Genomic DNA, 24,460 nt, shown 5'->3' with positions numbered 1-24,460 from the left:
TCAGGGCGCCTTCGGCTCTGCCTGCGGCCTGGTCGGGGCGCTCAATACCCCGCCGATCTTGGCACCCAGCACCGTGCCGATGCCCGGCAGCACCGCGGTGCCGGCCACCGCGCCCGCGATGGCGCCCCAGGCGATGCCGAATTCGGGCTCACGCGTGGGCCCTTTCACCGTGAACGGCACTTCCACCACACCGCCGCCCGTCTCCACCTTGCCCTCTGCATCGATCTGGCGGCGGTAGAGCGTGGCCCGACCGTAGGCGGTGTAGGGCCCTGACACGGCCTTGACCTGCGTGAACTCGGTCTTCATGCCCTGTTCGGTGTTCTGCGTGTCCACCACGCCGTTGAGGCTCTCCAGCGCTGTTTCGCCGCTGCGGTCTTCGCCCAGCGACTTCACGGCTTTTTCCATGTTGAAGCGCAGGATCCTGGCGCGCTCCACCCGCAGGACACTGCGCGTGTGCAGCGAGCGGAACAGCTCGGCGTAACTGTCCCCTTCGGCGCTCAGTTCGGTCTTGCCCGACGCCAGGCCGCTGATGGGCGAGCGCCGGTTGAAGGCCTTGAGGAGCGATTCCACCTCCACGCCGCGCGGTTCGAGTTCGCCCTGGAGGCGCATGCCGCCTTCAGGTGTGGTCGACAACCGCGCCTGCCCTTGCGCCGAGCCACCAGCGGCCTGCAGCTGCAAGCGGTAGACGTAGGCTCCGCCCTCGACGGCGCCCTCGCGCCTGGCTTCCAGGGAGGTTGGCTGTGCCATTTCGGGTCGCTCGATCCGCAGGTGCTGCGGCATCGCGTCGTCACCGAACCGGATCTCTCCCGCGTACACCACCGGGATGCCGCTGTAGGAGATGTAGGTGACGTCGCTGAACACCACCTCGCGCAGCAGGAGGCTGCCCTGGCCCCCCTTTTCGCGGCCGCGGTAGGCAGCCAGCGCGTCGCGCGGTACCTCGGCGCCCTCCACCTCCAGCCGGTCGATCACGATCTGACGGCGCAGCAGGGGCAGCAGTTCGGGGTGGACCGTCAGGCGGCGCACGCGGATGGATTCGGGCTGCACGGTGTGCGCGTCCCTCACCTCGACCATGGCCCCCCCAAGCAGGCGCCACTGCACCGAGCCCACCACCAGCTTCTGCCCCAGCCGGGATTCGAACTCCGCCTCCACGCGCAGGGCCAGCTCGTCGTCGGAGGGCACGAACACGATGAGCGCCAGCCATGCGGCAGCCAGCAACGCAACAAAGCTGGCGGCGGCGATGGTCCATCGGCGGCGTGAGGGTGTCATGGTGGTACTCCTGCCGGTATGGTGCGCGGGCGACCCGCTTCGGTCTGTAGGCGCATGCCGCGTCCTATAGTGGCGTCCATCCCCAAGGAGAACGCATTGAGCATCTGGAAAAAACCCATCTCGGTCGAAGAACTCACCCGCCTGCACGACGACACCGCCGTGCGCCAGCTGGGCATCGAGTTCCTCGAGGTCGGCGACGATTTCATCACCGCGCGCGTGCCGGTGGACACGCGCACCAGGCAGCCCTACGGCCTGCTGCACGGCGGCGTGAGCGTGGTGCTGGCGGAAACGCTGGGGTCGTGCGGCGCGGCCTACAGCTGCCCCGAGGGCCACCGTGCGGTGGGGCTGGACATCAACGCCAATCACCTCAAGGGCGCCACGAGCGGCTGGGTGACCGGGGTCACGCGCCCCGTGCACATCGGCCGCACCACCCAGGTGTGGCAGATCGACCTGACCAACGACGCGGGCGAACTGACCTGCGTCTCGCGCATCACCATGGCAGTGCTGGCGCCGCGCTGATCAGCGTCGCTCGCAACGCCCCTGCGAGGTGGCCGCGCCGCGGAAATCGCTGGTCCAGGTCTGGGTCGCCGTGTCGATCTGGATGCGCTCGTTGTCCGTGGAGGTCAGGATGACCGTCTCGCGCACGTTGAAGGTGTAGACCGGCACGCCGTCGATCTGCACGGAGCGCACGCGCTTCTGGTCGTAGCCGATGGTCACCAGCCGCGTCCAGGTGGTGCGCGCGGGCAGGTAGACCGCCTCGCAGCTCAGCGACACCTCCTGCGTTCGGGCGCTTCTGTCGGCCTGGGGCGGCTTCGTGCCCTGCGCGCCCGCCACGCCCGTGGCGAACACAAGCAGCCCGAACCCGGTGTGCAGCGGCTTCATTCGGTATCGGCCCGGGCCATGCGCTCGCTTTTCCAGTAGACATCGTCACCGCCATTCAGGCGGTTGAGGACCCGCGCGAGCACGAACATCAGGTCGCTCAGGCGGTTGAGGTACTGGCGCGGCGTTTCTTTCAGCGCTTCCTCGTTGCCCAGCGCCACCACGGCGCGCTCGGCGCGGCGCGCCACCGTGCGGCACACATGCGCCAGGCTGGCCGCGCGGGTGCCGGCGGGAAGGATGAATTCCTGCAGACGGGGCAGCTTCTCGTTGTGGGTGGCCAGCGCCTCGTCCAGCGCCAGCACCGCCTCGGGCTTGAGCAGCTCGAACCCGGGGATGGACAGCTCGCCACCCAGGTTGAAGAGCTGGTGCTGGATCTCCACCAGCAGCTCGCGCACGTCATCGGCCATGTCCTCGCACAGCAGCACGCCGATGTTCGAGTTTAGTTCGTCGACGTCGCCCATCGCGTGCACGCGCAGGCTGTTCTTGGAGACGCGGGTGTTGTCGCCAAGGCCGGTGGTGCCGGCGTCGCCGGTGCGGGTGGCGATCTGGGTGAGTCGGTTGCCCATGGAAATCCTTGCGCAGAGAGTGCAGACGCCGATTGTGCGACAAGGCCCGCACACCGTAACAACACGCAGGGAAATGTGTCTGAGGCAAAGGGTTCTTGAAGAGCGAAACGACAGGCAAAAGGGCTGGCGTGCGGGAGAGATCCCGGCGCTAATGGCTCACATTCACCCCACCCTGTCAGGAGCCGATTGATGCCCCCGTCCCGATTTCGCATCCAGTCCCAGTTGTCTTCTTCCGTGTCCGATTTCGAACAGCGCAGCGTGCAGATCATTGCCGCCTGCGCGCTCGGGCTGGCCGGCATTGCCGCCATTCCGGTGGCACCCCCCACGCGCCACGCCGTCGCGGTCTTCACGCCATCCCGCCTGGCCGATGCGGAAAGCCCGATGCGGCTGACTCGCGAGCTGGCCATCAGCTCCGACCGCAAGCGCTGAGCGGGGCGGCGCGGGCCGCACAAGTCGCGTGGCAAGGCTTAAACTGGCCGGTCGATCATCCTGCGACCGACTGGAGACAAGCCCCATGAACGCCCCCACCGCCCACGCCCACCTGGTTCCCGACGTCCACCAGCGCGCCATCCCGGCAGGCTTCCTGGAAGCGCTGCAGGCGCGCTTTGGCGCCCAGTGCTCCACGGCCCTGGTGGTGCGCGAGCAGCACGGGCGCGATGAGTCGGTCTACCAGGTGCCGCCGCCGGCGGCCGTGGTGTTCGCCCAGAGCACACAGGACGTGGCCGATGCGGTGAAGCTGGCGGCGCAGCACCGCATGCCGGTGATCCCGTTCGGCGTGGGCTCGTCGCTCGAAGGCCACCTGCTCGCGGTGGAAGGCGGCATCAGCATCGACGTGAGCCGCATGAACAGCGTGCTGTCGATCAACGCCGAAGACCTCACAGTGACGGTGCAGCCCGGCGTGACGCGCAAGGCCGTGAACGAAGCCGTGAAGAGCGAGGGCCTGTTCTTCCCCATCGACCCCGGCGCCGATGCGTCGATTGGCGGCATGTCGGCCACCCGTGCTTCCGGCACCAACGCCGTGCGCTACGGCACCATGCGCGAGAACGTGCTGGCGCTCGAGGTCGTCACGGCCAGCGGCGAGGTCATCCGCACCGGCACGCGCGCGAAGAAGAGTAGCGCGGGCTACGACCTCACGCGCCTGATGGTGGGCAGTGAAGGCACGCTGGGCGTCATCACCGAGATCACGCTCAAGCTCTACCCGTTGCCCGAAGCCATCTCGGCGGCCACCTGCTCGTTCCCGAGCATCGAGGCCGCCGTGCGCACCGTGATCCAGGTGATCCAGCTCGGCGTGCCGATCGCGCGCTGCGAGCTGATCGACCACAACACCGTGCGCATGGTCAACGCGCACAGCAAGCTGGGCCTGCGAGAAGAAAACATGCTGCTGATGGAATTCCATGGCTCGCCCGCGAGCGTGAAGGAGCAGGCCGAGACGGTGCAGGAGATCGCCAACGAATTCGGCGGCAACGCGTTCCAATGGGCCGACACGCCCGAGGAACGCACGCGCCTGTGGACCGCGCGGCACAACGCCTATTTCGCGGCCATCCAGAGCAAGCCGGGCTGCCGCGCCATCTCCACCGACACCTGCGTGCCCATCAGCCGGCTGGCCGACTGCCTGCTCGATTCCGTGGCCGAGGCCGACACTGCCGGCCTGCCCTACTTCCTCGTCGGCCATGTGGGCGATGGCAACTTCCACTTCGGGTACCTGATCGACCCCGACAAGCCCGAAGAACACACGCTGGCCGAACAGCTCAACCACCAGCTCGTGGCGCGCGCCCTCAGCCTGGAAGGCACCTGCACCGGCGAGCACGGCGTGGGCCTGCACAAGATGGAATTCCTGCTCACGGAAGCCGGCAGCGGCGCGGTGGACATGATGCGCACCATCAAGCGCGCGCTCGACCCGGACAACATCATGAATCCGGGCAAGATCTTCTCGCTGTGAACTTGCTCAGGGGCCGGGCCGCGCCTCAAGCAATGCGACCTGCGCGCCCAGCCGGTCCAGCAGCCGCAGGCGCGAGCCCTGCATGGCCCACTGCTCGGTGGTGGCCAGCGCAAACATGAAGGCGCGCTCGCGTTCCATGTCGTTCGCACACACCTGCAGTTCGCGGCGCGGGCCGCGCAGCATCTGCAGCGCCTGCCCATTCAACGTGTAGGTCCCAACCAGGGCGTTGCAGCCACCCGAACCCGTCACGCGGTTGCCGTCGGCGTTGAGCACGAAGTACGGCGTGCTTGCCGCGTCCTGCGGCGGCAAGGGCTGGCCGTCCAGCGACACCAGCGCCCAGCGCACGTTCTCGATGCGGGGCGATGCCGGTTGCGCGCGCGTGTCCACCGGGCGCAACAGCACGTCCGCCTGGGTGTTGCCCGAGTGGCCCAGCACGAGGTAGGCGCTGTCGGTCACGTACAGCGCCTTGCCGTCCACCAGAATCTCGGCCCGCACCGAGTAGCTGCCGCGTTCCTGCACCAGCTTGCGATCCACCGGCAAGGCGAAGCGCAAGGGCTGCGGGCCGCTGGCGGGGAGTTTCACCTGGGCCAGCGTGGTGGCACGCGCATCCGCGCGCGACACGTCGGCCACCGAGACCTCCAGCACCGCATTGGGCGGCAGGGCCACCTGGCCTTCGAATCGGGCCGTGCCGGTCACCGCCAGCGGGGGTTCCGACGGTGCGGTGGCGCAGGCCGTGAGCAACAGGCTGGCGGCCAGGGCGCCCAGCAGGGGGCGGCGCGTGAGGTGGGGCGAGGTCGAGATCTTCATGGATGCTCCTGAAAGCAAAATCGTGTGGGGACAGCGTCCCCATTGTGCGCAGGTTGTGCACAGCTTGCGCGCGTCAAGCGCCATTCGGGCTGCGGCGACCCGCTTTCACGCCCTGAAATCGCTGGTCGGTTGGCGAGGAGCCAACCAGCCCGATCGCAGGACCACAATGGCGCGCGTTCAATCTCACAAGGAGCCTCCCTCATGACCTCATTGACCCAACTGGCCCGGCTCAATCGTCTGCTCGTCATGGGCGGCGGCAACATGGCCGATGCCATGGTGAGTGGATGGATGCGAGAGGGCGTGTCCCCCGATCGCATCACGGTGGTCGATCCGAGTCCGGCGGCTCGGGACCGCATTCAACAACGGCATGGCGTGGTGGTTGCCGGTTCAATCGCTGGCTTTCATTCGCCGATCGATGCGCTGGTCTGGGCGGTGAAGCCCGACGTCTTTCCGCTCGCAGCGGTTCAGGCCAGCAAAGCCCTGGGACTGGATGATTCGACGCTGCACGTGAGCGTGATGGCCGGTGTGGGCACCACAGCGCTGGCGCGCAATCTGGGCACCCACAACGTGGTTCGCACCATGCCCAACCAGGCTGCCGCTGTGGGCCAGGGCGTCACCGGCATGTTTGCCCAGGACTACCTTCCTCCCGACAAGCGCGTGCTCGCCACAGAGCTCATGCGTGCGGTGGGCTCGGTGGAGTGGATGGAGAGCGAGTCCCAGCTTCATGCCGTCACCGCCCTCTCGGGCTCGGGACCCGCCTTCATGTTTTCGATGCTCAAGGCTGCACAGGACCAAGGTGCCCTGATGGGCCTGTCAGCCGAGCAGGCCCTGCGCATGGCCATTGGCACCATGTCCGGGGCCGCAGCACTGGCCTTGAAGGCACAGCAGTCAGGCACCAGCATGGACAGTCTGATCGAGCAGGTTCGGTCGCCCAACGGAACCACCCACGCCGGTCTGGTCAAAATGAACGAGCGAGGTGTGTTCGACGGCTTTCAGGCCGGCTTGCAAGCCGCAAACGATCGGTCCGTGGTGCTTGGTGGCGGCCTTGCACCACGTTTCGCGCAGGCGCGGGCCGACCACAGCGCGGCGCTCTGAACCTCAGGACGCCGCGCCACCCCGCAAACGGTCGATCAGTCCATTGAGGGCTTCCAGCGACCCAAAGTGGATGGCGATCTCGCCCATGTCCTCCATGCGGCCGTGGCGCTTCACGCGCTTCTTCACGCGCACCTCGACCTCGGCGGTCAGCAGGTCCGCCAGCTCCTCTTCCACGCGGCGGATGTCGCGCGACTTCTCTTTCTTGAGTTTCTGGGGCGCCAGCGCGAACTCGGCCCCCAGCTTCTTCACCAGGCTCTCGGCCTCGCGCACCGACATTTTCCGGGCCGCGATCTGGTTGCCCGCCGTGATCTGGTTGGCCTTGTCCAGCGCCAGCAGGGCGCGGGCGTGCCCCATGTCCAGGTCGCCGGCCATCAGCATGGTCTGCACCGGCTCGGCGAGCTGCAGCAGGCGCAGCAGGTTGCTGGCGGCACTGCGCGAGCGGCCCACCGCCTGGGCCGCCTGTTCGTGAGTGAGCCCAAACTCCTTCACCAGGCGTTGCAGGCCGTGGGCCTCTTCGAGTGGATTCAGATCCTCACGCTGGATGTTTTCGATCAGCGACATGGCCGCGGCGGACTCGTCGGGCACGTCTCGCACGAGCACGGGCACGCTGTCCAGGCCCGCCAGGCGTGAGGCGCGGAAGCGCCGTTCACCCGCAATGATTTCGTACTTGCCGGCGTTCGCGCCCGCGGCGAGCTGGCGAACCAGGATGGGCTGCATCACGCCCTGCACCTTGATGCTCTCGGCCAGTTCGTACAGGGCGCCCTCGTCCATGCGGGTGCGCGGCTGGTAGATACCGGCCACGAGCTGGTCGAGCGGGAGGCTGGAAGGCAGTTGGCCGCCGGCATCGGCCGGCACATGCTCCGACACCTTGGGACCCAGCAGCGCTTCGAGTCCCCGGCCGAGGCCCTTGGGTTTTTTGGTGACCATGGTGGGTTCCGTTGTTCAGAGATTCATGAGTTCGACCAGCACGGCATGGCCCTGTGGCCAGTCGCCCAGTCCGGAATCGGCATTGATGTGCCCGGCATCGCCCAGGTCCACAAAGCGCGAGCCCCACGCCATGGCCAGGGCCTGGGCACGTTCGAAGCTGCAGTACGGGTCGTTGCGACTGCCCACCAGCACGCTCGGGAAGGGCAGCCGGTCCATGGAGATGGGCGACCAGGTGGGCAGCACCGGACGCATTTCCTCGCGCTCGGCGTCGCCCGGGGCCACCAGCAGGGCGGCCTTCACCCGATCCGTGTTCTTTGAATGGGACGCCCAGGCGGCCGTCAGCAGGCAACCCAGACTGTGGGCCACCAGCACCGCCGGTTCGTCGCAACCGAGCAGCACGTCTTCGAGCCGGGTTGTCCAGTCGCCACGCTTCGGGTGCATCCAGTCGTGCTGGTCGACCCGGCGGTAGCCGTGGGTGATCTCCCACCGGCTTTGCCAGTGCTCGGGGCCGCTGTTCTGCCAACCAGGGAGTGTCAGGACATTTTGGGGTTTCACGTGAAACATCCCCGGGTCACAGCTTCTGGATGCGCTCGACCATTTCCTTGGCAAAGGCCACAAAGGCCTGGCTGCCGCGCGCCGACGGGTCGAAGATGACGCCCGGCAAGCCATAGCTGGGCGCTTCGGCGAGCCTGACGTTGCGGGGAATGACGGTGTCGAACACCTTTTCGCCGAAATGCGATTTGAGCTGGTCGCTCACCTGCTGCTGGAGCGTGATGCGCGGGTCGAACATCACGCGCAGAAGGCCGATGATGGCCAGATCAGGATTCAGGTTGGCGTGCACCTGCTTGATGGTGTTGACCAAGTCGGTCAGGCCTTCGAGCGCAAAGTACTCGCACTGCATCGGCACGATCACACCATGGGCGGCGCACAAGCCGTTGAGCGTGAGCATGCTCAGGGACGGCGGGCAGTCGATCAGGATGAAGTCGAACTGGCCGCCCACCTCGGCGAGGGCGGCCTTGAGGCGCTTTTCGCGGCGCTCGACCTCGACCAGTTCCACCTCCGCCCCCGCCAGTTCGCGGTTGGCGCCCAGCACGTGGTAGCCGCATTTGTCTGAAAAAACCGCTGCCTCGTTGACGGAAGCGGACTCCAGCAGCACGTCGTACACCGACAGCGACATGCTGCGCTTGTCCACGCCAGATCCCATGGTGGCGTTGCCCTGGGGATCCAGGTCCACCATCAGCACGCGCTGACCCACCTTGGCCAGGCCGGCGGCCAGGTTGACCGTGGTGGTGGTCTTGCCGACCCCGCCCTTCTGGTTCGCGACACAAAAAATCTTGGCCATGGCTTATTTCGAAATGGCCAGCTTGATGCCGAAGCCGATCAGAAACACCCCCGCCACCTTCTCCAGCGCCCGCCCGATCCTCGGGTTGGCGCGCATGCGTTCGGCCAGGAAATGCGTGAGCAGCACCGCCGTCAGGCCGTACAGGAAGGTGAGCACAGCCACCGTGGCGGCCATGGCGCCAAAGGTAACCAGGCCCTGGTGGCGGGCCGGATCCACGAACAGTGGGAAGAAAGCCATGTAGAACACGATGGCCTTGGGATTGAGCAGGGTGATGAGCGCGGCCTGCTGAAAATACTGGCGCGGCCGGATGTTCAGCACCGGCGCATCGCCCGGTTTGGCGGTCAGCATCTTCCAGCCCAGCCACGCCAGGTAGGCGGCGCCCAGCCACTGCACCGCACTGAACGCAGCGGGATAAGCGGTCAGCAACGCCGCCACGCCGGCCACCGCCAGCCACATCAGCACCTGGTCGCCCGCGATCACACCGAAGGTGGCCGCCATTCCGCCGCGCACCCCGCCCTTGCTGGTGGAGGTGATCAGAGCCAGGTTGCCCGGCCCGGGAATGAGCAGGAAAACGATGATGGCCGCGACGAACGCGCCGTAGTCCGCAATGCCGAACATGAAAAACCCCCGGGAAGTGGAGGGTCGAGTTTACGTGACGGCCTTGCCGGCTCGCGCCGGTTTCCGCGCGATGTGATGCTCAGGCCACAGACTGCGGGGCCGGGCGCATCCAGACGATGCAGCGTTCGGCCTCCAGACCGGGCACCGTTAAAGGTTCCACGTGAAACACGTCCACCGCCCCACCCTCCGACGCGAGCGTTTCAAGCTCATCACCAGGGTGTTTGCCCTTCATGGCCATCCACACACCGCCGGGGCCCAGCGCTTCGCGAGACCAGCGGGTGAAGTCCAGCAAGGAGGCAAAAGCCCGCGCGCTGACCACGTCGTACGCCGGCCCGGACAAGGCATTGAGCGTTTCCACCCTGGCGTGCAGGCCGCGCAGGTTGGACAGGCGGAGCGTGGCGGCCACCTGCTGGATGAAGGCGGCTTTCTTGGCCACCGTGTCCACGCAGGTCACTTCGATCTGCGGACAGGCGATGGCGATCACCACGCCCGGCAGCCCGCCGCCGGATCCGACGTCCAGCAGCCGGATCGGCCGCTCGCCCACCTGCTTGAGCAGCGGGCGAACCACAGCCAGGCTGTCCAGCAGGTGGTGGGTCATCATGTCGGCCGGATCCCTCACCGAGGTGAGGTTGTAGACCTTGTTCCATTTCTGGAGCAGGCCCACAAAATCCAGCAGTTGGTCGACCTGTGCAGCGCCCAGCTCAAGCTGAAGCGACTGCAGGCCCGCCTGCAGGGTGGCACGCAGGTCGCTCATGCGGAGAGATCGGCGGCCACCGGCACGGTGGCAAACCCCTTGAAGCCACCCTTCTTCAGGTGGATCAGCAGCAGCGAGATGCTGGCGGGCGTGATGCCCGAGATGCGCGACGCCTGGCCCAGAGTTTCCGGGCGGTGCCTGGCCAGTTTCTGGCGCGCCTCAAAAGAGAGCGCCTTGACCTGCAGGTAGTCCAGATCGGCGGGCAGTTTCAGGCCTTCGTAGTGCGCGGCCCGCTCCACCTCATTTTTCTGTCGATCGATGTAGCCCGCGTACTTCGCGGCAATCTCCACCTGCTCGACCACCGGCTCCAGCAATTCGGCGAGTGTTTCACGTGAAACGTCCGCAGCCAAGTACTTGCCGCTGTCCATGCCCACCAGATCGGCGTAGGCCACTCCGGGGCGGCGCAGCAGGTCGAACAGGTTGTGCTCGTGCTCGATGGCCTTGCCCAGCACGCGTTCACTTTCCGCTGCGGGCAGGTTGCGCGGGCTCACCCAGGTGGCCTTGAGGCGTTCGGTCTCGCGCGCCACCGCATCGCGCTTGCGGCAGAAGGCGTCCCACTGCGCGTCGCCCACCAGGCCCAGGCGCCGCCCGGCCTCCGTCAGCCGCATGTCGGCGTTGTCTTCCCGCAGTTGCAGGCGGAACTCGGCCCGGCTGGTGAACATGCGGTAAGGCTCGGTCACGCCCTGGGTGACGAGATCGTCCACCAGCACGCCCAGGTAGGCCTCGTCGCGCCGCGGCAGCCAGGCACCCTCCCCTCGGCATTGCAGCGCGGCGTTGATGCCGGCGAACAACCCCTGCGCCGCCGCCTCCTCGTAGCCGGTGGTGCCGTTGATCTGCCCTGCAAAGAACAAGCCCTGGATCTGCCGGGTCTCAAAGCTGTTCTTGAGCGAACGCGGATCGAAGTAGTCGTATTCGATGGCGTAGCCCGGGCGCAGGATGTGGGCGTTCTCGAGCCCGGCCATGCTGCGCACCAGATCGAGCTGGATGTCGAAAGGCAGACTGGTGGAAATGCCGTTCGGATAGACCTCGTTCGTGGTCAGCCCCTCGGGCTCCAGGAAGATCTGGTGGCTGTCCTTGTCGGCAAAGCGGTTGATCTTGTCTTCCACGCTCGGGCAATAGCGTGGGCCCACGCCCTCGATCTTGCCGGTGAACATGGGGCTGCGGTCGAAGCCCGAGCGGATGATGTCGTGGGTGCGCTCGTTGGTGTGCGTGATCCAGCATGGCACTTGGCGCGGGTGCATCGCCGCGCTCCCCATGAAGCTGAACACCGGCACAGGCTGGTCGGGGTTCATGCCGCCGGGCACGCCGTCGCCGGGCTGTTCGGTGCACCTGGAATAGTCGATGGTCCTGCCATCCAGGCGCGGCGGCGTGCCGGTTTTCAGCCGGCCCTGCGGCAGCTTCAGCTCCTTCAGACGCGCCGACAGCGACACCGCCGGCGGGTCGCCCGCGCGGCCAGCCGCGTAGTTGTTCAGCCCCACATGGATCTTGCCGTCGAGGAAAGTGCCCGCCGTCAGCACCACTGTGCGCCCAAGGAAGCGTACGCCCACTTGCGTCACAGCCCCCGTCACACGGTCACCTTCGACCATCAGGTCGTCCACCGCTTGCTGGAACAGCCAAAGGTTGGGCTGGTTCTCCAGGGTGCGGCGGATGGCCGCCTTGTAGAGCACGCGGTCGGCCTGGGCGCGCGTGGCGCGCACCGCCGGGCCCTTGGAGCTGTTGAGGATGCGAAACTGGATGCCGCCCTCGTCAGTGGCCAGCGCCATCGCGCCGCCCAGCGCGTCCACCTCTTTCACCAGGTGACCCTTGCCGATGCCGCCGATGCTCGGGTTGCAGCTCATCTGCCCCAGCGTCTCGATGTTGTGCGTCAGCAGCAGCGTGGCGCATCCCATGCGCGCAGCGGCCAGCGCGGCTTCGGTGCCGGCGTGGCCACCGCCGACGACGATGACATCGAATTCCTGGGGGTACAGCATGGTGGAGATCGCTAGAGCATCACGGCGCCGACGGCGCCCGGACAACCCGCGATTCTCCCACCATCAGGGCGAACGCGTGCGATCCAGGATGGCGTCGGTCAGCTTCTGGTAGATGCCGTCGAAATGGTGGTCGCCCGCCATCGGCACGGGCGTGACCTGCTCCAGCGGAATGCTCGGGCAGATGGTGTCGCGGTCGCTGGTGCCGTAGAGGCACAGCGTGTTCGCCGCAGTGAGTTTTTGCAGCTCGGGCTTGAGCGGGCGCCCGCCCTTGTCGCGGCTCAGCCAGTTGCTCAACCGGAATTCGAACGAAGCCTTTTCGCCCGGTCCGATCAGCACGGTGTGCGCCACCAGCCCACGCGACCCGGCCGAAAGCCGGTTCACGGCGAAAGGCAGCACATCGGCCCCCTGCGAATAGCCGATCAGCAGCACCCGGCGCTTCTTCCACTGCGCGGCGTACACGCGCAACACCCGGTCCAGGTCCTGCGCCAGGCCTTCGGGCGTGCGCGCCGACCAGAAGTAGCGCAGCGAGTCCAGCCCCACCACCGGCACGCCGGCCGCCGAGAGCTTGGCCGCCAGTTGCTTGTCGGTGCCGGCCCAGCCGCCGTCGCCCGAGAGCAGCACGGCAAAGGTGTCCGAAGGCACGCTGGAAGCCACCGGCACCAGCGGAAGGTCGCTCAGGCTGGCCTCGGGCGCCGCCGGCGTGGCGACCGTCGCCAGCACCGAAGTGAGTTGACGGTGGGCTGCCAGCAGGGCCCTGGTCGTCTCCTCGGCGGGCGCCATCACCGCTTGTGCGCCGCCCACCTGGGCCACGAACTGCTGCGCCGCCGCGGGCGCACACACCGGGTTCGGTTCGCCCAGCACCGCCACCCAGGGTTCGCGCAACCGGGCAGCGGGCAGCAGCGTCAGGCTGCGTGCGCCCGGGCTGCGCTGGAAGTGCACGTCCTCGCCTTTGCACAGCGGTTTGCGCACCTCCAGCACCGGGCAGAAAGCCAGCGAGATGCCACCGCCAAACACATCGGCGGGCGCCTGGGCGAGCATGGCGTAGGCCAGCGTGCCGCCCACCCCCGGGCCCACCAGCAGCGGCGGGAAGTACGCCGGCAGGCGCGCATAGCCCTGCAGGAAGTGCGACAGGTTCTCCAGGTCGCCATCGGGCAGCAGGCAGTCGCCGCTGGCCTTTTCCACGGCGGCCAGCATGCGCGGCGTGTGGATGCCCGCCACCGCCGCTCCCTGTGCGGTCAGTGCCTGTGCCTGCGTGGTGAGCGCGGGCGTCCAGCCCTCGTCGCCGGAAAGAAACAGCACAAAGGACCTGGCCTCGCCCTTGGGCAGGAACAGCGCCACATCCTTGAAGTGGCCGTGCGAGATCTTTTCCTGCGCGCTCACCGCCATCGGCCCGCACAGGGCGAGCGCAAAGCTCAGGCAGGCGGCCCACCACAGGGGTTTCATTTGGTGATCACGCGGCGAAGACCGCCGGCGATGAGGGCGGCCACGTCGGCCAGGATGAAGAACGGCGCAAAGCCACCGGGCGAGGCCAGGTAACGAGGCTCCCAGATGGGGTCGAACTTTTCCTTGAAGGCCCGCAGGCCCTGGAAGTTGTAGAAGTTCTCGCCATGGTTGAACAGCAGACGGCCCAGGCGGTGCCCGTTGGGCGCCAGCGGGTGCTGCGCCATGCCCGAGAGCGGCACCATGCCGAGGTTGAAGCGCTGGTGCCCGAGCGCCTGGAAGTGCAGGATCAGCTGGGCGAACAGGAAGTCCATGGCGCTGCGTGGCGCATCGGGCAACTGGCGCATCAGGTCCACACTGGCCTCCTGCTTCTGGTCGGTGCACAGCAGCGTGGCGAATGCCACCATCCGTTCGCCCTGCCGCACCACGGCCACCGGCTGGCGCAGCACGTAGTCGCGCTGGAAGGCGCCGAGCGAAAAGGCTTTCTCGGCCGTCTTGTGGTCGCGAAGCCAGGCGTCCGAGATGGCTTGCAACTCGTCGTGATGCATGGCCACGCGCGCGGGTGCGAGCACCTCGAACGTCAGGCCCTCGCGCTGCGCTCGCGACACACCGTGCCGCAGGTTGGCGCGCTGTTTTCCCTGCAGGCTGAAGCCGGGCAGATCGACCAGCGCGCACTCACCCAGCTTGTACACGCGCAGCCCGGCATCGAGGTAAACCGGCAACGCCTCGGGGCGGACCTGGTAGAAGGCCGCACGTCCGCCGGCCTCACGCGCCTGTTCCACGAAACGCCACACCAGTTCCGGCCATTCCGCCACCGGTCCCACCGGGTCGTACAGCGCCACCCACGTGCGCCCGCGCCGCCCAAACATGATGAAGCTGCGCTGCGATTCCGACACCATCAGGCTCTTGTCGCCCATCATCACGAGCCCTGCGCCTGCCACTGGCTGCGCACGCACGATGCGGGCAGCCTGCTGGAGCGCGCCCGCATCGGGACGCACCATGTCGGCCCTGGGCCGGCGCAACAGCAGGCCCAGGGCGACCACCAGCGTGATCAGGCACACGGCCACCAGCGCGCGCAGCGAACGCGGCGCGTGGCCGTCGAACTCGAACTGCCACCACACCCGGTTCGCGTAATCCACGTCGCGGTAGGCAAAGAACAGCAGCGCCGTGACCGCCACCACCACCGCCGCCACCGCCGCGAGCCAGCCCCAGGTGAAGGCCTGAGAAAACAACGCCGCGGCGGTTGAACTGCTTGTGCGAGAGCGCCAGGGCACCCGCAAGCACCAGCAGGAGCAGGGCCTCGGAGACCGCAATGCCCTTGGGCAGGCACAGCACCAGGCTCACCAGCGCCAGCGCCAGGCCGGCCCACCACGCGGCGTCCAGCCGCAGGAACATGCCGCGCGCCACGAACAGCAGCGCCAGCCCCGCGATGCTGCCCAGGAAGTGCGCCGCCTCCACCACCGGCAGCGGCATGAAACGCGAAAGCAGCTCGGTGGCGTCGTCCGTGGCCGGCGTCACACCCGAGACCAGCAGCACCACGCCCACCACCCACGTGAAAGCCGACAGCAGCAACGGCGACAACGCCGATGCAGCCCTCACCACCGGCGTGGCCGCGCCGCGCTGCCATTCGCTGCCCGCCAGCATCAGCACCGCCAGGGCCAGCGGCAACAGGTGGTAGACCACGCGGTACATCACCAGCGCGCCAGCCAATTGCTCGGCCGGCACATGCTGACCCAGCGCCAGCAGCATCACCGCCTCGAACACGCCCAGCCCGCCGGGCACGTGGCTGATCACCCCCAGTGCGATGGCCAGGGCAAAGAAACCCACAAAGGCGGGAAAAGCAATGGCGCCCGAAGGCAGCAGAACCCACAGCGCGGCCGCGGCCGCCACGACGTCGATCGCCGAAATCAGCAACTGCTGCGAGGCCAGCGAAGCGCTGGGCAGGCGGATCGACACGCCACGAAACACCGGCTGCACGCCCCCGAAACGGCAGAAGCCGATGAACGCGCCCGCGGCGAGCAGCACCACCACCGCCAGGCCCCGCAGCAGGCCCGGGGGCATGCCGAAGACAGCCTGCACCGTGCCAGCACCCCACACCAGCGCCGCCGCCCCCACCACCACCAGGCCCAGCGTGAAGCCAAACGCGTTGAAGACAATGGCGCGCGAGATCAGGCCGGCCTCGAGTCCCGCCGCGCCGTACAGCCGCATGCGCACGGCGCCGCCGGTGAGCACGCCCAGGCCGATGGTATTGGAGAGCGCGTAGGCAATGAACGCCGTCTTGGCCACCACGCGCTGGGGCAGCCGCGCACCGGCATAAGCCAGCGCGGAACGGTCGTAATACGTGAGGGCGAGGTAGCTGAGCGCCGTGGCCAGCGCCGAGAGCAGCAAGGCGGTCCAGGGCGTGGTACGCACCGCCGCCACGATGGCCGCATAGCTCACCTCGGCCATCACCTTGTGCGCGGCCTGCACCACCAGCACGCCCAGCAGCAACGCCAGGGCGGCATACACCCACAGGCGCCAATGGCGCAAACGGGAGACCAGCGTTTCTGGAGCGAGAGCGTTCAAGGACACAACGTGCAATGCGGGGTCGGCTGGCAGGCCAGTGTACGCGGCGTGTTCCGCTGCGCCGAACCCTACGGACGAACCTCGTGCAGGTTGACGCGCAGGAATTCCAGCACGCGTCCCCGCTTCTCCGGACCACGCTTCAACACCGGGTCGAAGCTCGCTGGCGCTTCCATGAGGTGGGCGTGGCTGTCTTCCAGGCGCTCGAAAATCCCGCGCCAGTGGCGGCGCACCGTGGCGGTGGAAATCGACAGCCGTCGCGCCACCTGTTCATCGCTCAGGTGCCACAGCGCCAGTTCCGCCACGCAACGCTGCATCCGGCTCAGGTGCAGCCGGCGTTCATGCTGGCGAAAAAGAAAGCTCACGGTGTGACTGGGCCACGAAGGGCCGATCTCATGTCGCAGCGTGCCGTAGAGCACCCGCTGTCCGTGTTCGGAAGCCGCGTAGCGCCGCTTGAACAGGTAGCCCCCTGCGTTCATCCAGCCCGCGTCGCTCTCGTTCCCTTCCTGCCACACACCGCGCAGCGTGTAGCCCTCGTGCAGAAGGCGGTAGGCCGCGTGGCCCACGTCCAGCAATTCATGCGAACGCGGGTCGTCCACCGCAAACGTGTGCTGCTGGTAGGCCAGCACCACGAGCTGAAGATCGCCTTGCCGTTGCGCATCACCGAGCTCATCGGTCTTGAGATAGACGCGCCTGCCCGCCGCCTCCGCCTGCAGGTGGCCGGCCACCAGCGGCGCGTCGCTGTCCACCAGCCGCTCGGTGTGCTCGCTTCGCGCGAACCCCGACACCCCGTAGCCCAGCACCTGGCCGTTGGCAGGATCCCGGATCAGCGCGCCGCGCAGGCGCTGCTCGGCCACGCCCCGCGACACCACCGACAGCGCCAGGTCGGAGCTCACGCCGTGCATCGGCCAGCGCGCGTGACAGGCGCGCACGTCCGTGTGATCGAGCAGGCGAATCTGCATCGCACCCCCCTGGTGTGAAAAGGCCGCTGCCCAATTTGGGCATGTTGCTTTTTTCAGGATAGTGGCAAAAACCGGCTGGCGACACCAAAGACCACACACCACCGGAGACCCGCATGCCTGCAGCACTTCCTGACCGTTTCATGGCGCTCCTGCTGAGGTGCTGGCGACGCGCCGGTACCGCATTCGCGGTGCTCGGGCTTGCGCTGGTGGCCTCGTGCGGCGGAGGCGGTGACGCCGCCGACACGAGCCAGGACAGCGTGGCGCGCGTGGAGATCGTGCAGACGGGCCTGCTGCTCGGCACCGCCGGACAGACCCGCCAGCTGCAGGCCGTCGTCTACAACGCCCGCAACGAGCCACTGGAGCGCGCCATCACCTGGTCGTCATCACGGCCCGGTGCCCTGGCGGTGGACACCAACGGCCTGGTGCGCGCCGCATCGGCCAGCGGCTCGGCACAGATCGTGGCCAGCGCTGAAGGGGTGCGCTCGGCACCGCTGCTGGGTCTGGTGGCCGCGCCCGCCGCCGGCGTGAGGCTGGTGGACGATGTGGACGTGCTCAGCAGCCCGGTGGAGACCTCTCCTGGGGCCGCCCCCAGCGACACCAACACCTACCGTGTCACGCTCGCCGCGCGGGTGGCGCCGGCAGTGGGCCAACGGTTCTTCAGCACCGGCTCGCGCCCCGTGGCGGGGGAAGTGCAATCGGTGCAGCCCGTGCCCGACGGTTTCGAGGTCACGTTGGTGCTGGTGCCTCTCAACGAACTGTTGCCCGGGTTGCGCATCGAGGAACGTCTGGAGACGACGCCCAGCCTCGCAGACCTCGCGCCCGACATCGCTGCGGCCTACACCGTGGTCCAGGAAGGCAATCGCTTCGTGTTCACGCCACGCAGCTCGCCACTGGCGCCACCGGCGGGCCGGCTGCGGCCGCAGGCCGCCACGCCGGTGGGCTCCTTTGCCTTCAACCAGGGCTGCGAACCGGCGCTGATCGGCGTCGTGCCCGGCGGCCCGATCCCCATCTCCTTCGCCCAGCCACCCGTGTTCTCGCTGGCCGTCAATCCATCGCTGGACCTGAGCCTGGGCGGCGACGAACAACGCGTGGTGGTGCTCGCCGAGCCACAGGTGGACCTGCAAGGACAGATCACCGCCACCGCGGCTTTCGAGGGCAAGATCGAATGCAAGGCCGAGTTGTTCACGGTCAAGCTGCCGGTGGGCGGCGCCATCTCGTTCTTCGTCGGCGGCCTGATGCCGGTGGGCTTCGGTTTCGAGATCGCCGGCAAGGTCACCGTGGCCGACGTCGGCATTGGCGTGACCAACACCACACGCGCCCTGGCACAGGCCGGCCTGGTGTGCCCCGCCAGCGGCGATTGCGGCTTCAACGCCGAGATCGACAACTTCACCAACACCACCACGCCACTGGTCAACTCGCCGAACCTGGGCGACTTGCGCCTGGAGCCTTCGCTGGAAGGCTTCGGCTTTGTCGAGCTCGCCATCGGCAACCCGTTTCTGAAGTCGCTGCAGTTCAGCGCCGTGCAGGCGAAAGTGGGCGGCAAGCTCGGCGCCAGCCTGGCCCGTGAGACGAGTCAGATCATCGACGCGGCCTACGCGTCGGACTACAAGGTGAGCTTCGAATTCAGCGCCGGGCTGGCGAGCGATTTCGACGCCGCGCTCAAGCTGCTGGGCCTGCCCGGCGTGACGGCGGCCACCACCTTCCAGCGCAGCGTGCCGCTGGCCGAGTCGCCCAAGGGCGCTGCGCTCAACGCGGTCACCGGCAGCCTCCTGAATTTCCTCACGGGGGATGCGCTGAACTTCACCGTGCGCCTGGACCCGCAGAAGGTGAATTTCGTGCCGGGTGTCGGCCCCTACAACGTGAATCGCGTGGAACTCGTGCGCCGCAGCGGCGGCTTCTCGACCACCGTCGGCTCACTGAACGCCGCCACCGGCCAGACCGTCTTCAACTTCCCCTTCAACGCCCCCAACCCGGGGACGCTCAGCGAGTTCCACGCCTTCGTGTACACAAGTCTGCCCGGCCTGGGCTCATTTCCGCTGCAGATCGGCACCGCCACGTCGCCGGTGTGTCCACCCTTGCCGATCGGGCCCCGGGTGTGGCGGGGTACCGCCACCGCCATCCTCGACGACGTGCTGGTGGGTCAGTCAGCCGTGGTCACCCAGCTCACGTTTGCTGGCGGCCTGCTGACCGGCGCGGGCTCGGCGTTTGGGCAGTCAGGTGAGGCCGAAGGCACCGTCAATTGCGAGTTCATCCAGTTCGGCATGGGTTTCAACCTGAGCGGACGAGTTGGCTTTGAAGGCGTGATTGCTACCGACGGCCAGTCCATGTCCGGCACCCACTCGGGTGGGGGCGAAGGGCAACGTCGGATACCGTCGGGCAACTGGACGCTCACACTCAACTGAACGCAGCCCTCCCGAGTGCTGCACTAGCCCAGACCGGGCCAGCGGTCAGGTGCCGGGGAACTGGACCGGGCACCCGCCTGGTGGCGATCCAGCAGTTGCTGGTATTGCGGGAATGCGCTCGCCATGGCGTGTCGTTCCTGGTCCGTGCCGTTGGCGGCCACCTCTGCCCGCGCCCGATCGCACAGCAATCGCATCAATGCGGCCTGTTTTTGCTGGGGATGAGGCAACTCCCTCGCTGCATTCACCACCGCCACCACATCGCTGGCCTTCCCCTCATTGGCCACCCGGGCCACCGCGCCGTCCGAGAGCAGAACGGACAAAGCCCTCTGTCTGTGCCTTGGATCTTCCACTTGGCCCAGCGCCTGCGCCGCCACGCCCACATCTGCGGCACTGGCCTCAGCGCCAAAGCGTTGCAGCGCCCTAGGACACAGCAGCTGGGTCAGCCTCGCCTGTTTCAGATTCAGCCCGCCTTGCTGTTGCGCATCCGACGGCAGCCGTATGGCCGCGGCCGCCACCTCGCTGACTTCCCAGGGATCGCCTCGATCCACCTGCGCACCGATGGTGGACGGTGTCAGCAATTCCGCCAGCAAACCCGGTTGCAGATCCCGCGGCATGCCCACCACCGTCCCACAGGTACGGGCCACGTCCGTCGGGTTGCCCTGTGTGGCCACCACCTGCATCACCCGCGACGTCATCAGGTGGGGCAGGGCCGCCTCCGTTCGGTCTGCCGGCAGCGCACCAACCGCGTCCAGCACCTGGCTGACCTGGTGCAGATCGCCGCCAGCGGCCACGTCACGCAGGGCATCGTTCGTCAACATGCTCCGCAGCAGCGGGTCGCGCTGATTGGGCGGCAGAAAGGCAAGGGCAGCGTCGCTGACGCGGGCCATCAAGCCCGGGTCGCGGGACTCGGCCACCACACCGGCCAGGTAAGGATGAAGCGCCAGGTGCTGGAACTGGGCCGTTTGCTGGGCGGCGTCCACCGGGTCCATGGCATCCAGGATTTCCCTGACCTGCGAGGCCGTCAACTGGGCCATTCGCTGGGCGGCGTCCACCGGGTCTATGGCATCCAGGATTTCCCGGACCTGTAAGGCCGTTAGCAAGGGGTCGAAACCGACGTCGAACTGACGCGCTTCCAGGTTTCTGCCATGAGCGAGCTCCATGTGATGAACGACCCCAGATGATGGGCGGGCAGCGACTTCGGCGACGCGAGAAGCGTCAGTCAGGCGTTGCCGGAACACCAGCTGACCTGCCCCTGGCACCGACCTGTCGACGCAGGGACAGGACAAGCCCGCGCTGCGGCCCTACAGTGCACAGCAGGCCGCGCATTCGACGCGGCCCAGGAGACCCGCCATGCACATGCCTTCCCTGAAAGAAGTGGTGAGCGCCGAAGAATGGGCGCTGCGCTGCGACCTCGCCGCCTGCTACCGCCTGGTCGCCGCCTACGGCTGGAGCGACCTGGTGTTCACCCACATCAGCGCCAAGCTGCCGGACTCCGTCACCGGCGGCGAGCACCAGTTCCTCATCAACCCCTACGGCCTCATGTTCGACGAGATCACGGCCAGCAGCCTGGTGAAGGTGGACATGGCGTGCAACAAGCTGCACGAATCGCCCTTCCCGGTGAACCCGGCCGGCTTCGTCATCCACAGCGCGGTGCACGAGGCCCGACCCGAAGCCGGTTGCGTGCTGCACACGCACACCCGCGCAGGGGTGGGCGTGAGCGCGCAGAAGGCCGGCATCCTGCCCATCAGCCAGCAGAGCACCTTCGTGCTGCACTCGCTGGCCTACCACGACTACGAAGGCGTGGCCCTGCGACCCGAAGAGAAGGTGCGCCTGCAGGCCGATCTGGGCAAGGCCAACTACCTCGTGCTGCGCAACCACGGCATGCTCACCGTGGGCCGCACCATCGCCGACGCGTTCCTGCACATGTACACGCTGGAGAACACCTGCCGCATCCAGATCGACGCGCAGGCAGGCGGCGAACTCACCCAGGTGAACCCCGCCATCCTCGCCGGCATGGCCGACGTGATGCGCGTGGCCACCGCCGGCCAGGGCGCTCAACTGGCGTGGCCGGCGCTGCTGCGCAAAGCAGAGCGGCTGGACCCCGGCTACAAGACCTGACGAACTAGCCCAGACCGGGTCCACCGGTCTTGCGCCCGCCAGTCGATGGCGAAGCCGCTGCGGCCGAGGCGGACCTCGCAGGCGACGGGTTGTACAGGCTTTGTTGCCAGGGCGGGACGCCTTTGAGCAACGCGCCCATCAAGGCATGGCGCTGCTCAAGCGGAAGGGTGCGCACCGCGGCCACCACCGCATGAATGGCCTTGTCGCTCCGACTCGCGGCCACGGTCTTCATCGCCGTTTCCGAAAGCACATGGGGCAGGACCTGGGCACGCAGGCCGTCGGGCAGTCTGCCGAAGGCCTGGGCAATGCGAACCACAAGACCGGCCCCACCTCTTTCGCCCACCGCCATCGCCACCCTTGACATCGACAGCTCTTCGCCCTGCGTTTGCAGCGTGTTCAAGGCCTCAGGCGTCAGGAGACGGTCAAACGCGCCGGGTCGCTCGTCGTCCTTCATGTGGCCCACCGCGGTGGCAGCCCAGCCAATGGCGGAGGCGTCATTCGATGTCGCCAGGCGGGCCAGGTTCGGCTCGGTGAGCACCGTGCGCAGCGCAAAATCCCGCATGCCCGCGTGGTGCAAATAGGCCATCAGCAGCGCGGTGCGCGCCAGCACCTGGACATGACCCGAGTCCGCGGCAGCGCGCACCACCCTGGAGATGCTGGCGGGCGTTCCTTTCGCGAGCATGATCGTGAGCGCGGCATGGCTGAGCAGCTGTTCCAGTGCAGCAGCCCGCGCGGCGCCGTCCAGATGACCCGCCGCCTCGGCGGTTCGCGCGATGGCGGCCTGATCCCGGGAATCCGCCACCCGCCCCAAGGCGTCCGGCGTGAGCAATCTGCCGAGTGCCTCGGTGGCCTGCGGCGCCTCCGGCAGGAGGCTCGCTGCCCTGGCAACGGCACCCACTTCCAGACCCGTTCCTGACCGCTCGACCACGTCGATGGCGTCGTCCGTCAACAGGTACTCCATCGCGACGTTGCGGCGATCCACATCCAGCAAGCTCGCCACCTCCGCCGCCCGGGCAATGAGGGAGGCATGCCCGGAATCCGCCACGGCGATCGCCACCAGCGCAATGTCGCCCTCGCTGCCCTTGTTCCGGAGCGTATCCAGGGGCGTTCGATGGAGAAGCGTGGCGATGGCTTCCACCTTTCGACCTTCGGGCAAGGACCGCGATGCGTCGGCGACCCATCCAATGAACTCGGCCCGGCCCGAACCGGCGGCCACATGCTTGAGCGCTTCAGGCGTGAGCAGCGCTTCCAGTGCGGAGGTCGCCTCCGCGGGAGGCAGGCGCTGGCAGGCGGACGCCGCCAATCCGATGTCGGCCGCACTGCCGAGGCGGGAGATCCGCTGCAGGTTCTCCGCAGTAAGCAAGGTCTGCAGCCCGCCCGCCACCAACGGACCTTCGTTGTAGGTCAGGCAGATCGCCACGGTAGCCACAGCCTGCCCATCGTGGGACGCTGCGACACGAGCGAGGGCTTGCGGTGTGTACAGATGCGCCGCCACCTGTTGCAGATGGTCTGATGAAGAACCCTGGCTGGCCGCAGCGACGCGCTGGATCTGGCTGGCGGTGCCATCGCGCGCGACCGTCTGCAGCGCGTCGATCGACAGCAATCGCTCCCGCACGTCGGGCGACTGGCCTTTGAGCACCAGCTGGACCGCTTCATCGGCGGCCAGCGCGATCAGCGAGGCGTCAGCGCTGTCGGCGACCTGCTGGGTGACGCCGTCCGCAGAGAACAGGGTGGATGTGACGTGCGTCCGTTCACGCTCGCCGAGCGCCGAAGCCTCCTCCAGCTGATGCCGAATCTCTTCAAGGGTCATGGCCCATTCCTTTCCATGGATTTGAATGCGTGCCTAGCGGACGTCGGGGCCGCCCCGGCGGGGCTGGTGGGCATCACGCGGCTGAGCGCCACGGCCAGCCGGACGGGTCACGATGTCCTGCCACGACGGCGCGGAAGATGGAGGGCCAGACACATGGCGACCCTGCGGATGCAGGGCGGGGAGCACGTGCGGTCGAGGCGCGACGTCGGGCACGGACAGGCGCTGCAGGACCTGGTTTCGCCGCTCCGCATCCAGCGTCCCGGCCCCTTGCTTCAAACGCTCCAGCAAGGCCGCACCACCGCTTTCGGCCATGTCGCTGGCCATGTGCGCGAGGAAATCTGCGTTTGGCGACATCGCCAGCGTTCCCATGGCCTGTGGCGTCATCAGGCGTTCCCAACCCCGATGTCGGTGAGGCTGGGGAACGCCTGCAAGCGCTCTCGTTGTCCGCGCGATCGCATGGGCATCGCCTGATGCGGCCAACATGTCCAGCACCGGCGGCTCGAGCAGCCTGTCCAGCGCGATGCGGCCGAACCACGCGTCAAGCCGCTGACTGGCCAGACTGATCACGCCTCCAACGAACTTCGCATCGTTCGATTGCGCGGCGCTGCGAGCTACCGAGTCGATCACGTTCTCGTCGCGCGAGGCGGCCACGGCGCCTAGCGCTGGCAGAGTCAGGATGCCCTCCAGCGCCCTTCTGCGTTCTGCCGGCGGAAGCGTCGTCGCCGCAACAGAAGCATTCGCGATGAGGATCGGGTCGCGACTGCCCGAAATCTGCTTCAGCACACCCTCTCGAAACAACATGCGCCGGCTGGCCTCGGCACGCGCCGACGGGTCCGCGAACTGGAAAGCCGCCTGGATTTCCGCGTGGAGTTCCATCAACGAAGTCGGGGAGGTCGGCATGGCGGTGGGGCACGGTGACGAAGTGGGACCGCATTCTTCCCACCACCGCCACACCAAGCCGGGCGAACACACCAACGGCCGTCCCGCGAGCGCGGAACCGGGC

General features: G+C 67.6%; 23 protein-coding genes. 6 read left to right on the top strand and 17 right to left on the bottom strand.

Going from position 1 to position 24,460, the window contains the following annotated elements; all coding sequences use genetic code 11:
* Complete coding sequence (locus ACTIEY_RS19020; protein ID WP_439520715.1) at positions 1–1,266, bottom strand: hypothetical protein; 1,266 nt, start codon at positions 1,264–1,266, stop codon at positions 1–3.
* 96 nt (positions 1,267–1,362) lie between these two features.
* Between ACTIEY_RS19020 and ACTIEY_RS19015 the strand changes: the two genes are divergently transcribed.
* Positions 1,363–1,785: a hotdog fold thioesterase gene (locus ACTIEY_RS19015; RefSeq protein ID WP_439520714.1), complete on the top strand. Its 423-nt coding sequence runs from the start codon at positions 1,363–1,365 to the stop codon at positions 1,783–1,785.
* Here ACTIEY_RS19015 and ACTIEY_RS19010 read toward each other — a convergent pair whose 3' ends face one another.
* Both ACTIEY_RS19010 and ACTIEY_RS19005 read right to left on the bottom strand, forming a co-directional pair.
* Positions 1,786–2,148 (bottom strand): hypothetical protein, encoded by a 363-nt coding sequence (locus ACTIEY_RS19010; RefSeq protein WP_439520713.1) that lies wholly within the window; start codon positions 2,146–2,148, stop codon positions 1,786–1,788.
* Positions 2,145–2,711 (bottom strand): cob(I)yrinic acid a,c-diamide adenosyltransferase, encoded by a 567-nt coding sequence (locus ACTIEY_RS19005; RefSeq protein WP_439520712.1) that lies wholly within the window; start codon positions 2,709–2,711, stop codon positions 2,145–2,147. The genes ACTIEY_RS19010 and ACTIEY_RS19005 overlap by 4 nt, the downstream gene beginning before the upstream one ends.
* A 189-nt stretch (positions 2,712–2,900) precedes the next feature.
* Here ACTIEY_RS19005 and ACTIEY_RS19000 point away from each other — a divergent pair, with 189 nt between their 5' ends.
* Together ACTIEY_RS19000 and ACTIEY_RS18995 are read left to right on the top strand one after the other, a co-directional pair.
* Entirely contained in the window at positions 2,901–3,140 is a 240-nt protein-coding gene (locus ACTIEY_RS19000; RefSeq protein WP_439520711.1) for a hypothetical protein, read from the top strand.
* An 85-nt stretch (positions 3,141–3,225) separates the two neighbouring features.
* Positions 3,226–4,650, top strand: a complete 1,425-nt coding sequence (locus ACTIEY_RS18995) for an FAD-binding oxidoreductase (protein WP_439520710.1) — start codon at positions 3,226–3,228, stop codon at positions 4,648–4,650.
* A gap of 6 nt (positions 4,651–4,656) precedes the next feature.
* Here the strand turns inward: ACTIEY_RS18995 and ACTIEY_RS18990 are convergent, their stop codons facing one another.
* Positions 4,657–5,457: a YbaY family lipoprotein gene (locus tag ACTIEY_RS18990; protein WP_439520709.1), complete on the bottom strand. Its 801-nt coding sequence runs from the start codon at positions 5,455–5,457 to the stop codon at positions 4,657–4,659.
* Positions 5,458–5,658: 201 nt separating this feature from the next.
* On the opposite strand from ACTIEY_RS18990, the gene proC reads away from it, so the two are divergent.
* Positions 5,659–6,552 carry a pyrroline-5-carboxylate reductase gene (gene proC, locus ACTIEY_RS18985; RefSeq protein WP_439520708.1) on the top strand — a complete coding sequence of 298 codons (894 nt, stop codon included), beginning with the start codon at positions 5,659–5,661 and terminating at the stop codon, positions 6,550–6,552.
* A 3-nt stretch (positions 6,553–6,555) separates the two neighbouring features.
* Here proC and ACTIEY_RS18980 read toward each other — a convergent pair whose 3' ends face one another.
* The 10 genes from ACTIEY_RS18980 to ACTIEY_RS18935 form a co-directional block, all read right to left on the bottom strand.
* Positions 6,556–7,479, bottom strand: coding sequence for a ParB/RepB/Spo0J family partition protein (locus ACTIEY_RS18980; RefSeq protein ID WP_439520707.1), 924 nt, complete (start codon positions 7,477–7,479; stop codon positions 6,556–6,558).
* Positions 7,480–7,494: 15 nt separating this feature from the next.
* Positions 7,495–8,034: an RBBP9/YdeN family alpha/beta hydrolase gene (locus tag ACTIEY_RS18975; protein ID WP_439520706.1), complete on the bottom strand. Its 540-nt coding sequence runs from the start codon at positions 8,032–8,034 to the stop codon at positions 7,495–7,497.
* Between the two features lie 16 nt (positions 8,035–8,050).
* Positions 8,051–8,821 carry a ParA family protein gene (locus ACTIEY_RS18970; protein WP_439520705.1) on the bottom strand — a complete coding sequence of 257 codons (771 nt, stop codon included), beginning with the start codon at positions 8,819–8,821 and terminating at the stop codon, positions 8,051–8,053.
* Between the two features lie 3 nt (positions 8,822–8,824).
* Entirely contained in the window at positions 8,825–9,439 is a 615-nt protein-coding gene (locus ACTIEY_RS18965; RefSeq protein ID WP_439520704.1) for a LysE family transporter, read from the bottom strand.
* A 79-nt stretch (positions 9,440–9,518) separates the two neighbouring features.
* Positions 9,519–10,193: a 16S rRNA (guanine(527)-N(7))-methyltransferase RsmG gene (rsmG, locus tag ACTIEY_RS18960; protein WP_439520703.1), complete on the bottom strand. Its 675-nt coding sequence runs from the start codon at positions 10,191–10,193 to the stop codon at positions 9,519–9,521.
* A complete protein-coding gene (gene mnmG, locus ACTIEY_RS18955; RefSeq protein ID WP_439520702.1) occupies positions 10,190–12,163 on the bottom strand; it encodes a tRNA uridine-5-carboxymethylaminomethyl(34) synthesis enzyme MnmG in 1,974 nt (657 codons plus the stop codon). The genes rsmG and mnmG overlap by 4 nt, the downstream gene beginning before the upstream one ends.
* A gap of 63 nt (positions 12,164–12,226) precedes the next feature.
* Entirely contained in the window at positions 12,227–13,606 is a 1,380-nt protein-coding gene (locus ACTIEY_RS18950; protein WP_439520701.1) for a virulence factor family protein, read from the bottom strand.
* Entirely contained in the window at positions 13,603–14,475 is an 873-nt protein-coding gene (locus ACTIEY_RS18945) for a phosphatidylglycerol lysyltransferase domain-containing protein (protein WP_439520807.1), read from the bottom strand. The genes ACTIEY_RS18950 and ACTIEY_RS18945 overlap by 4 nt, the downstream gene beginning before the upstream one ends.
* Complete coding sequence (locus ACTIEY_RS18940; protein ID WP_439520700.1) at positions 14,369–16,168, bottom strand: lysylphosphatidylglycerol synthase domain-containing protein; 1,800 nt, start codon at positions 16,166–16,168, stop codon at positions 14,369–14,371. Before ACTIEY_RS18940 ends, ACTIEY_RS18945 begins: the two co-directional genes overlap by 107 nt.
* A 68-nt stretch (positions 16,169–16,236) precedes the next feature.
* On the bottom strand, positions 16,237–17,127 hold the full coding sequence (locus ACTIEY_RS18935) for a hypothetical protein (protein ID WP_439520699.1): 891 nt from the start codon (positions 17,125–17,127) through the stop codon (positions 16,237–16,239).
* 113 nt (positions 17,128–17,240) lie between these two features.
* Between ACTIEY_RS18935 and ACTIEY_RS18930 the strand changes: the two genes are divergently transcribed.
* Positions 17,241–19,529, top strand: a complete 2,289-nt coding sequence (locus tag ACTIEY_RS18930; protein ID WP_439520698.1) for an Ig-like domain-containing protein — start codon at positions 17,241–17,243, stop codon at positions 19,527–19,529.
* A gap of 23 nt (positions 19,530–19,552) precedes the next feature.
* On the opposite strand, the gene ACTIEY_RS18925 is transcribed toward ACTIEY_RS18930, so the two are convergent.
* Positions 19,553–20,767 (bottom strand): hypothetical protein, encoded by a 1,215-nt coding sequence (locus ACTIEY_RS18925; RefSeq protein ID WP_439520697.1) that lies wholly within the window; start codon positions 20,765–20,767, stop codon positions 19,553–19,555.
* Positions 20,768–20,879: 112 nt separating this feature from the next.
* On the opposite strand from ACTIEY_RS18925, the gene ACTIEY_RS18920 reads away from it, so the two are divergent.
* Positions 20,880–21,647, top strand: a complete 768-nt coding sequence (locus ACTIEY_RS18920; protein ID WP_439520696.1) for a class II aldolase/adducin family protein — start codon at positions 20,880–20,882, stop codon at positions 21,645–21,647.
* Positions 21,648–21,651: 4 nt separating this feature from the next.
* Here ACTIEY_RS18920 and ACTIEY_RS18915 read toward each other — a convergent pair whose 3' ends face one another.
* Positions 21,652–23,457 (bottom strand): hypothetical protein, encoded by a 1,806-nt coding sequence (locus ACTIEY_RS18915; protein ID WP_439520695.1) that lies wholly within the window; start codon positions 23,455–23,457, stop codon positions 21,652–21,654.
* A 33-nt stretch (positions 23,458–23,490) separates the two neighbouring features.
* A complete protein-coding gene (locus ACTIEY_RS18910; protein ID WP_439520694.1) occupies positions 23,491–24,357 on the bottom strand; it encodes a hypothetical protein in 867 nt (288 codons plus the stop codon).
* Between the last annotated feature and the right edge of the window lie 103 nt (positions 24,358–24,460).

The sequence above is a fragment of the Hydrogenophaga sp. genome (genome assembly GCF_051858985.1).
GTDB lineage: Bacteria > Pseudomonadota > Gammaproteobacteria > Burkholderiales > Burkholderiaceae_C > Hydrogenophaga.
The sequence above is the reverse complement of the archived record's forward strand: the minus strand, read 5'-3'. Positions and strand labels throughout refer to the sequence as shown.

Excerpts from the sequence above, each read along its gene's own strand:
- ACTIEY_RS18995 (WP_439520710.1), top strand. The coding sequence starts at position 3,226 with ATGAACGCCCCCACCGCCCACGCCCACCTGGTTCCCGACGTCCACCAG.
- ACTIEY_RS18950 (WP_439520701.1), bottom strand. The coding sequence starts at position 13,606 with ATGAAACCCCTGTGGTGGGCCGCCTGCCTGAGCTTTGCGCTCGCCCTG.
- ACTIEY_RS18930 (WP_439520698.1), top strand. The coding sequence starts at position 17,241 with ATGCCTGCAGCACTTCCTGACCGTTTCATGGCGCTCCTGCTGAGGTGC.
- ACTIEY_RS18915 (WP_439520695.1), bottom strand. The coding sequence starts at position 23,457 with ATGACCCTTGAAGAGATTCGGCATCAGCTGGAGGAGGCTTCGGCGCTC.
- ACTIEY_RS18990 (WP_439520709.1), bottom strand. The coding sequence starts at position 5,457 with ATGAAGATCTCGACCTCGCCCCACCTCACGCGCCGCCCCCTGCTGGGC.
- ACTIEY_RS18910 (WP_439520694.1), bottom strand. The coding sequence starts at position 24,357 with ATGCCGACCTCCCCGACTTCGTTGATGGAACTCCACGCGGAAATCCAG.
- proC (WP_439520708.1), top strand. The coding sequence starts at position 5,659 with ATGACCTCATTGACCCAACTGGCCCGGCTCAATCGTCTGCTCGTCATG.
- rsmG (WP_439520703.1), bottom strand. The coding sequence starts at position 10,193 with ATGAGCGACCTGCGTGCCACCCTGCAGGCGGGCCTGCAGTCGCTTCAG.
- ACTIEY_RS19010 (WP_439520713.1), bottom strand. The coding sequence starts at position 2,148 with ATGAAGCCGCTGCACACCGGGTTCGGGCTGCTTGTGTTCGCCACGGGC.
- ACTIEY_RS18970 (WP_439520705.1), bottom strand. The coding sequence starts at position 8,821 with ATGGCCAAGATTTTTTGTGTCGCGAACCAGAAGGGCGGGGTCGGCAAG.
- ACTIEY_RS18965 (WP_439520704.1), bottom strand. The coding sequence starts at position 9,439 with ATGTTCGGCATTGCGGACTACGGCGCGTTCGTCGCGGCCATCATCGTT.
- ACTIEY_RS18935 (WP_439520699.1), bottom strand. The coding sequence starts at position 17,127 with ATGCAGATTCGCCTGCTCGATCACACGGACGTGCGCGCCTGTCACGCG.
- ACTIEY_RS18920 (WP_439520696.1), top strand. The coding sequence starts at position 20,880 with ATGCACATGCCTTCCCTGAAAGAAGTGGTGAGCGCCGAAGAATGGGCG.
- ACTIEY_RS18980 (WP_439520707.1), bottom strand. The coding sequence starts at position 7,479 with ATGGTCACCAAAAAACCCAAGGGCCTCGGCCGGGGACTCGAAGCGCTG.
- ACTIEY_RS19020 (WP_439520715.1), bottom strand. The coding sequence starts at position 1,266 with ATGACACCCTCACGCCGCCGATGGACCATCGCCGCCGCCAGCTTTGTT.
- mnmG (WP_439520702.1), bottom strand. The coding sequence starts at position 12,163 with ATGCTGTACCCCCAGGAATTCGATGTCATCGTCGTCGGCGGTGGCCAC.
- ACTIEY_RS19000 (WP_439520711.1), top strand. The coding sequence starts at position 2,901 with ATGCCCCCGTCCCGATTTCGCATCCAGTCCCAGTTGTCTTCTTCCGTG.
- ACTIEY_RS19005 (WP_439520712.1), bottom strand. The coding sequence starts at position 2,711 with ATGGGCAACCGACTCACCCAGATCGCCACCCGCACCGGCGACGCCGGC.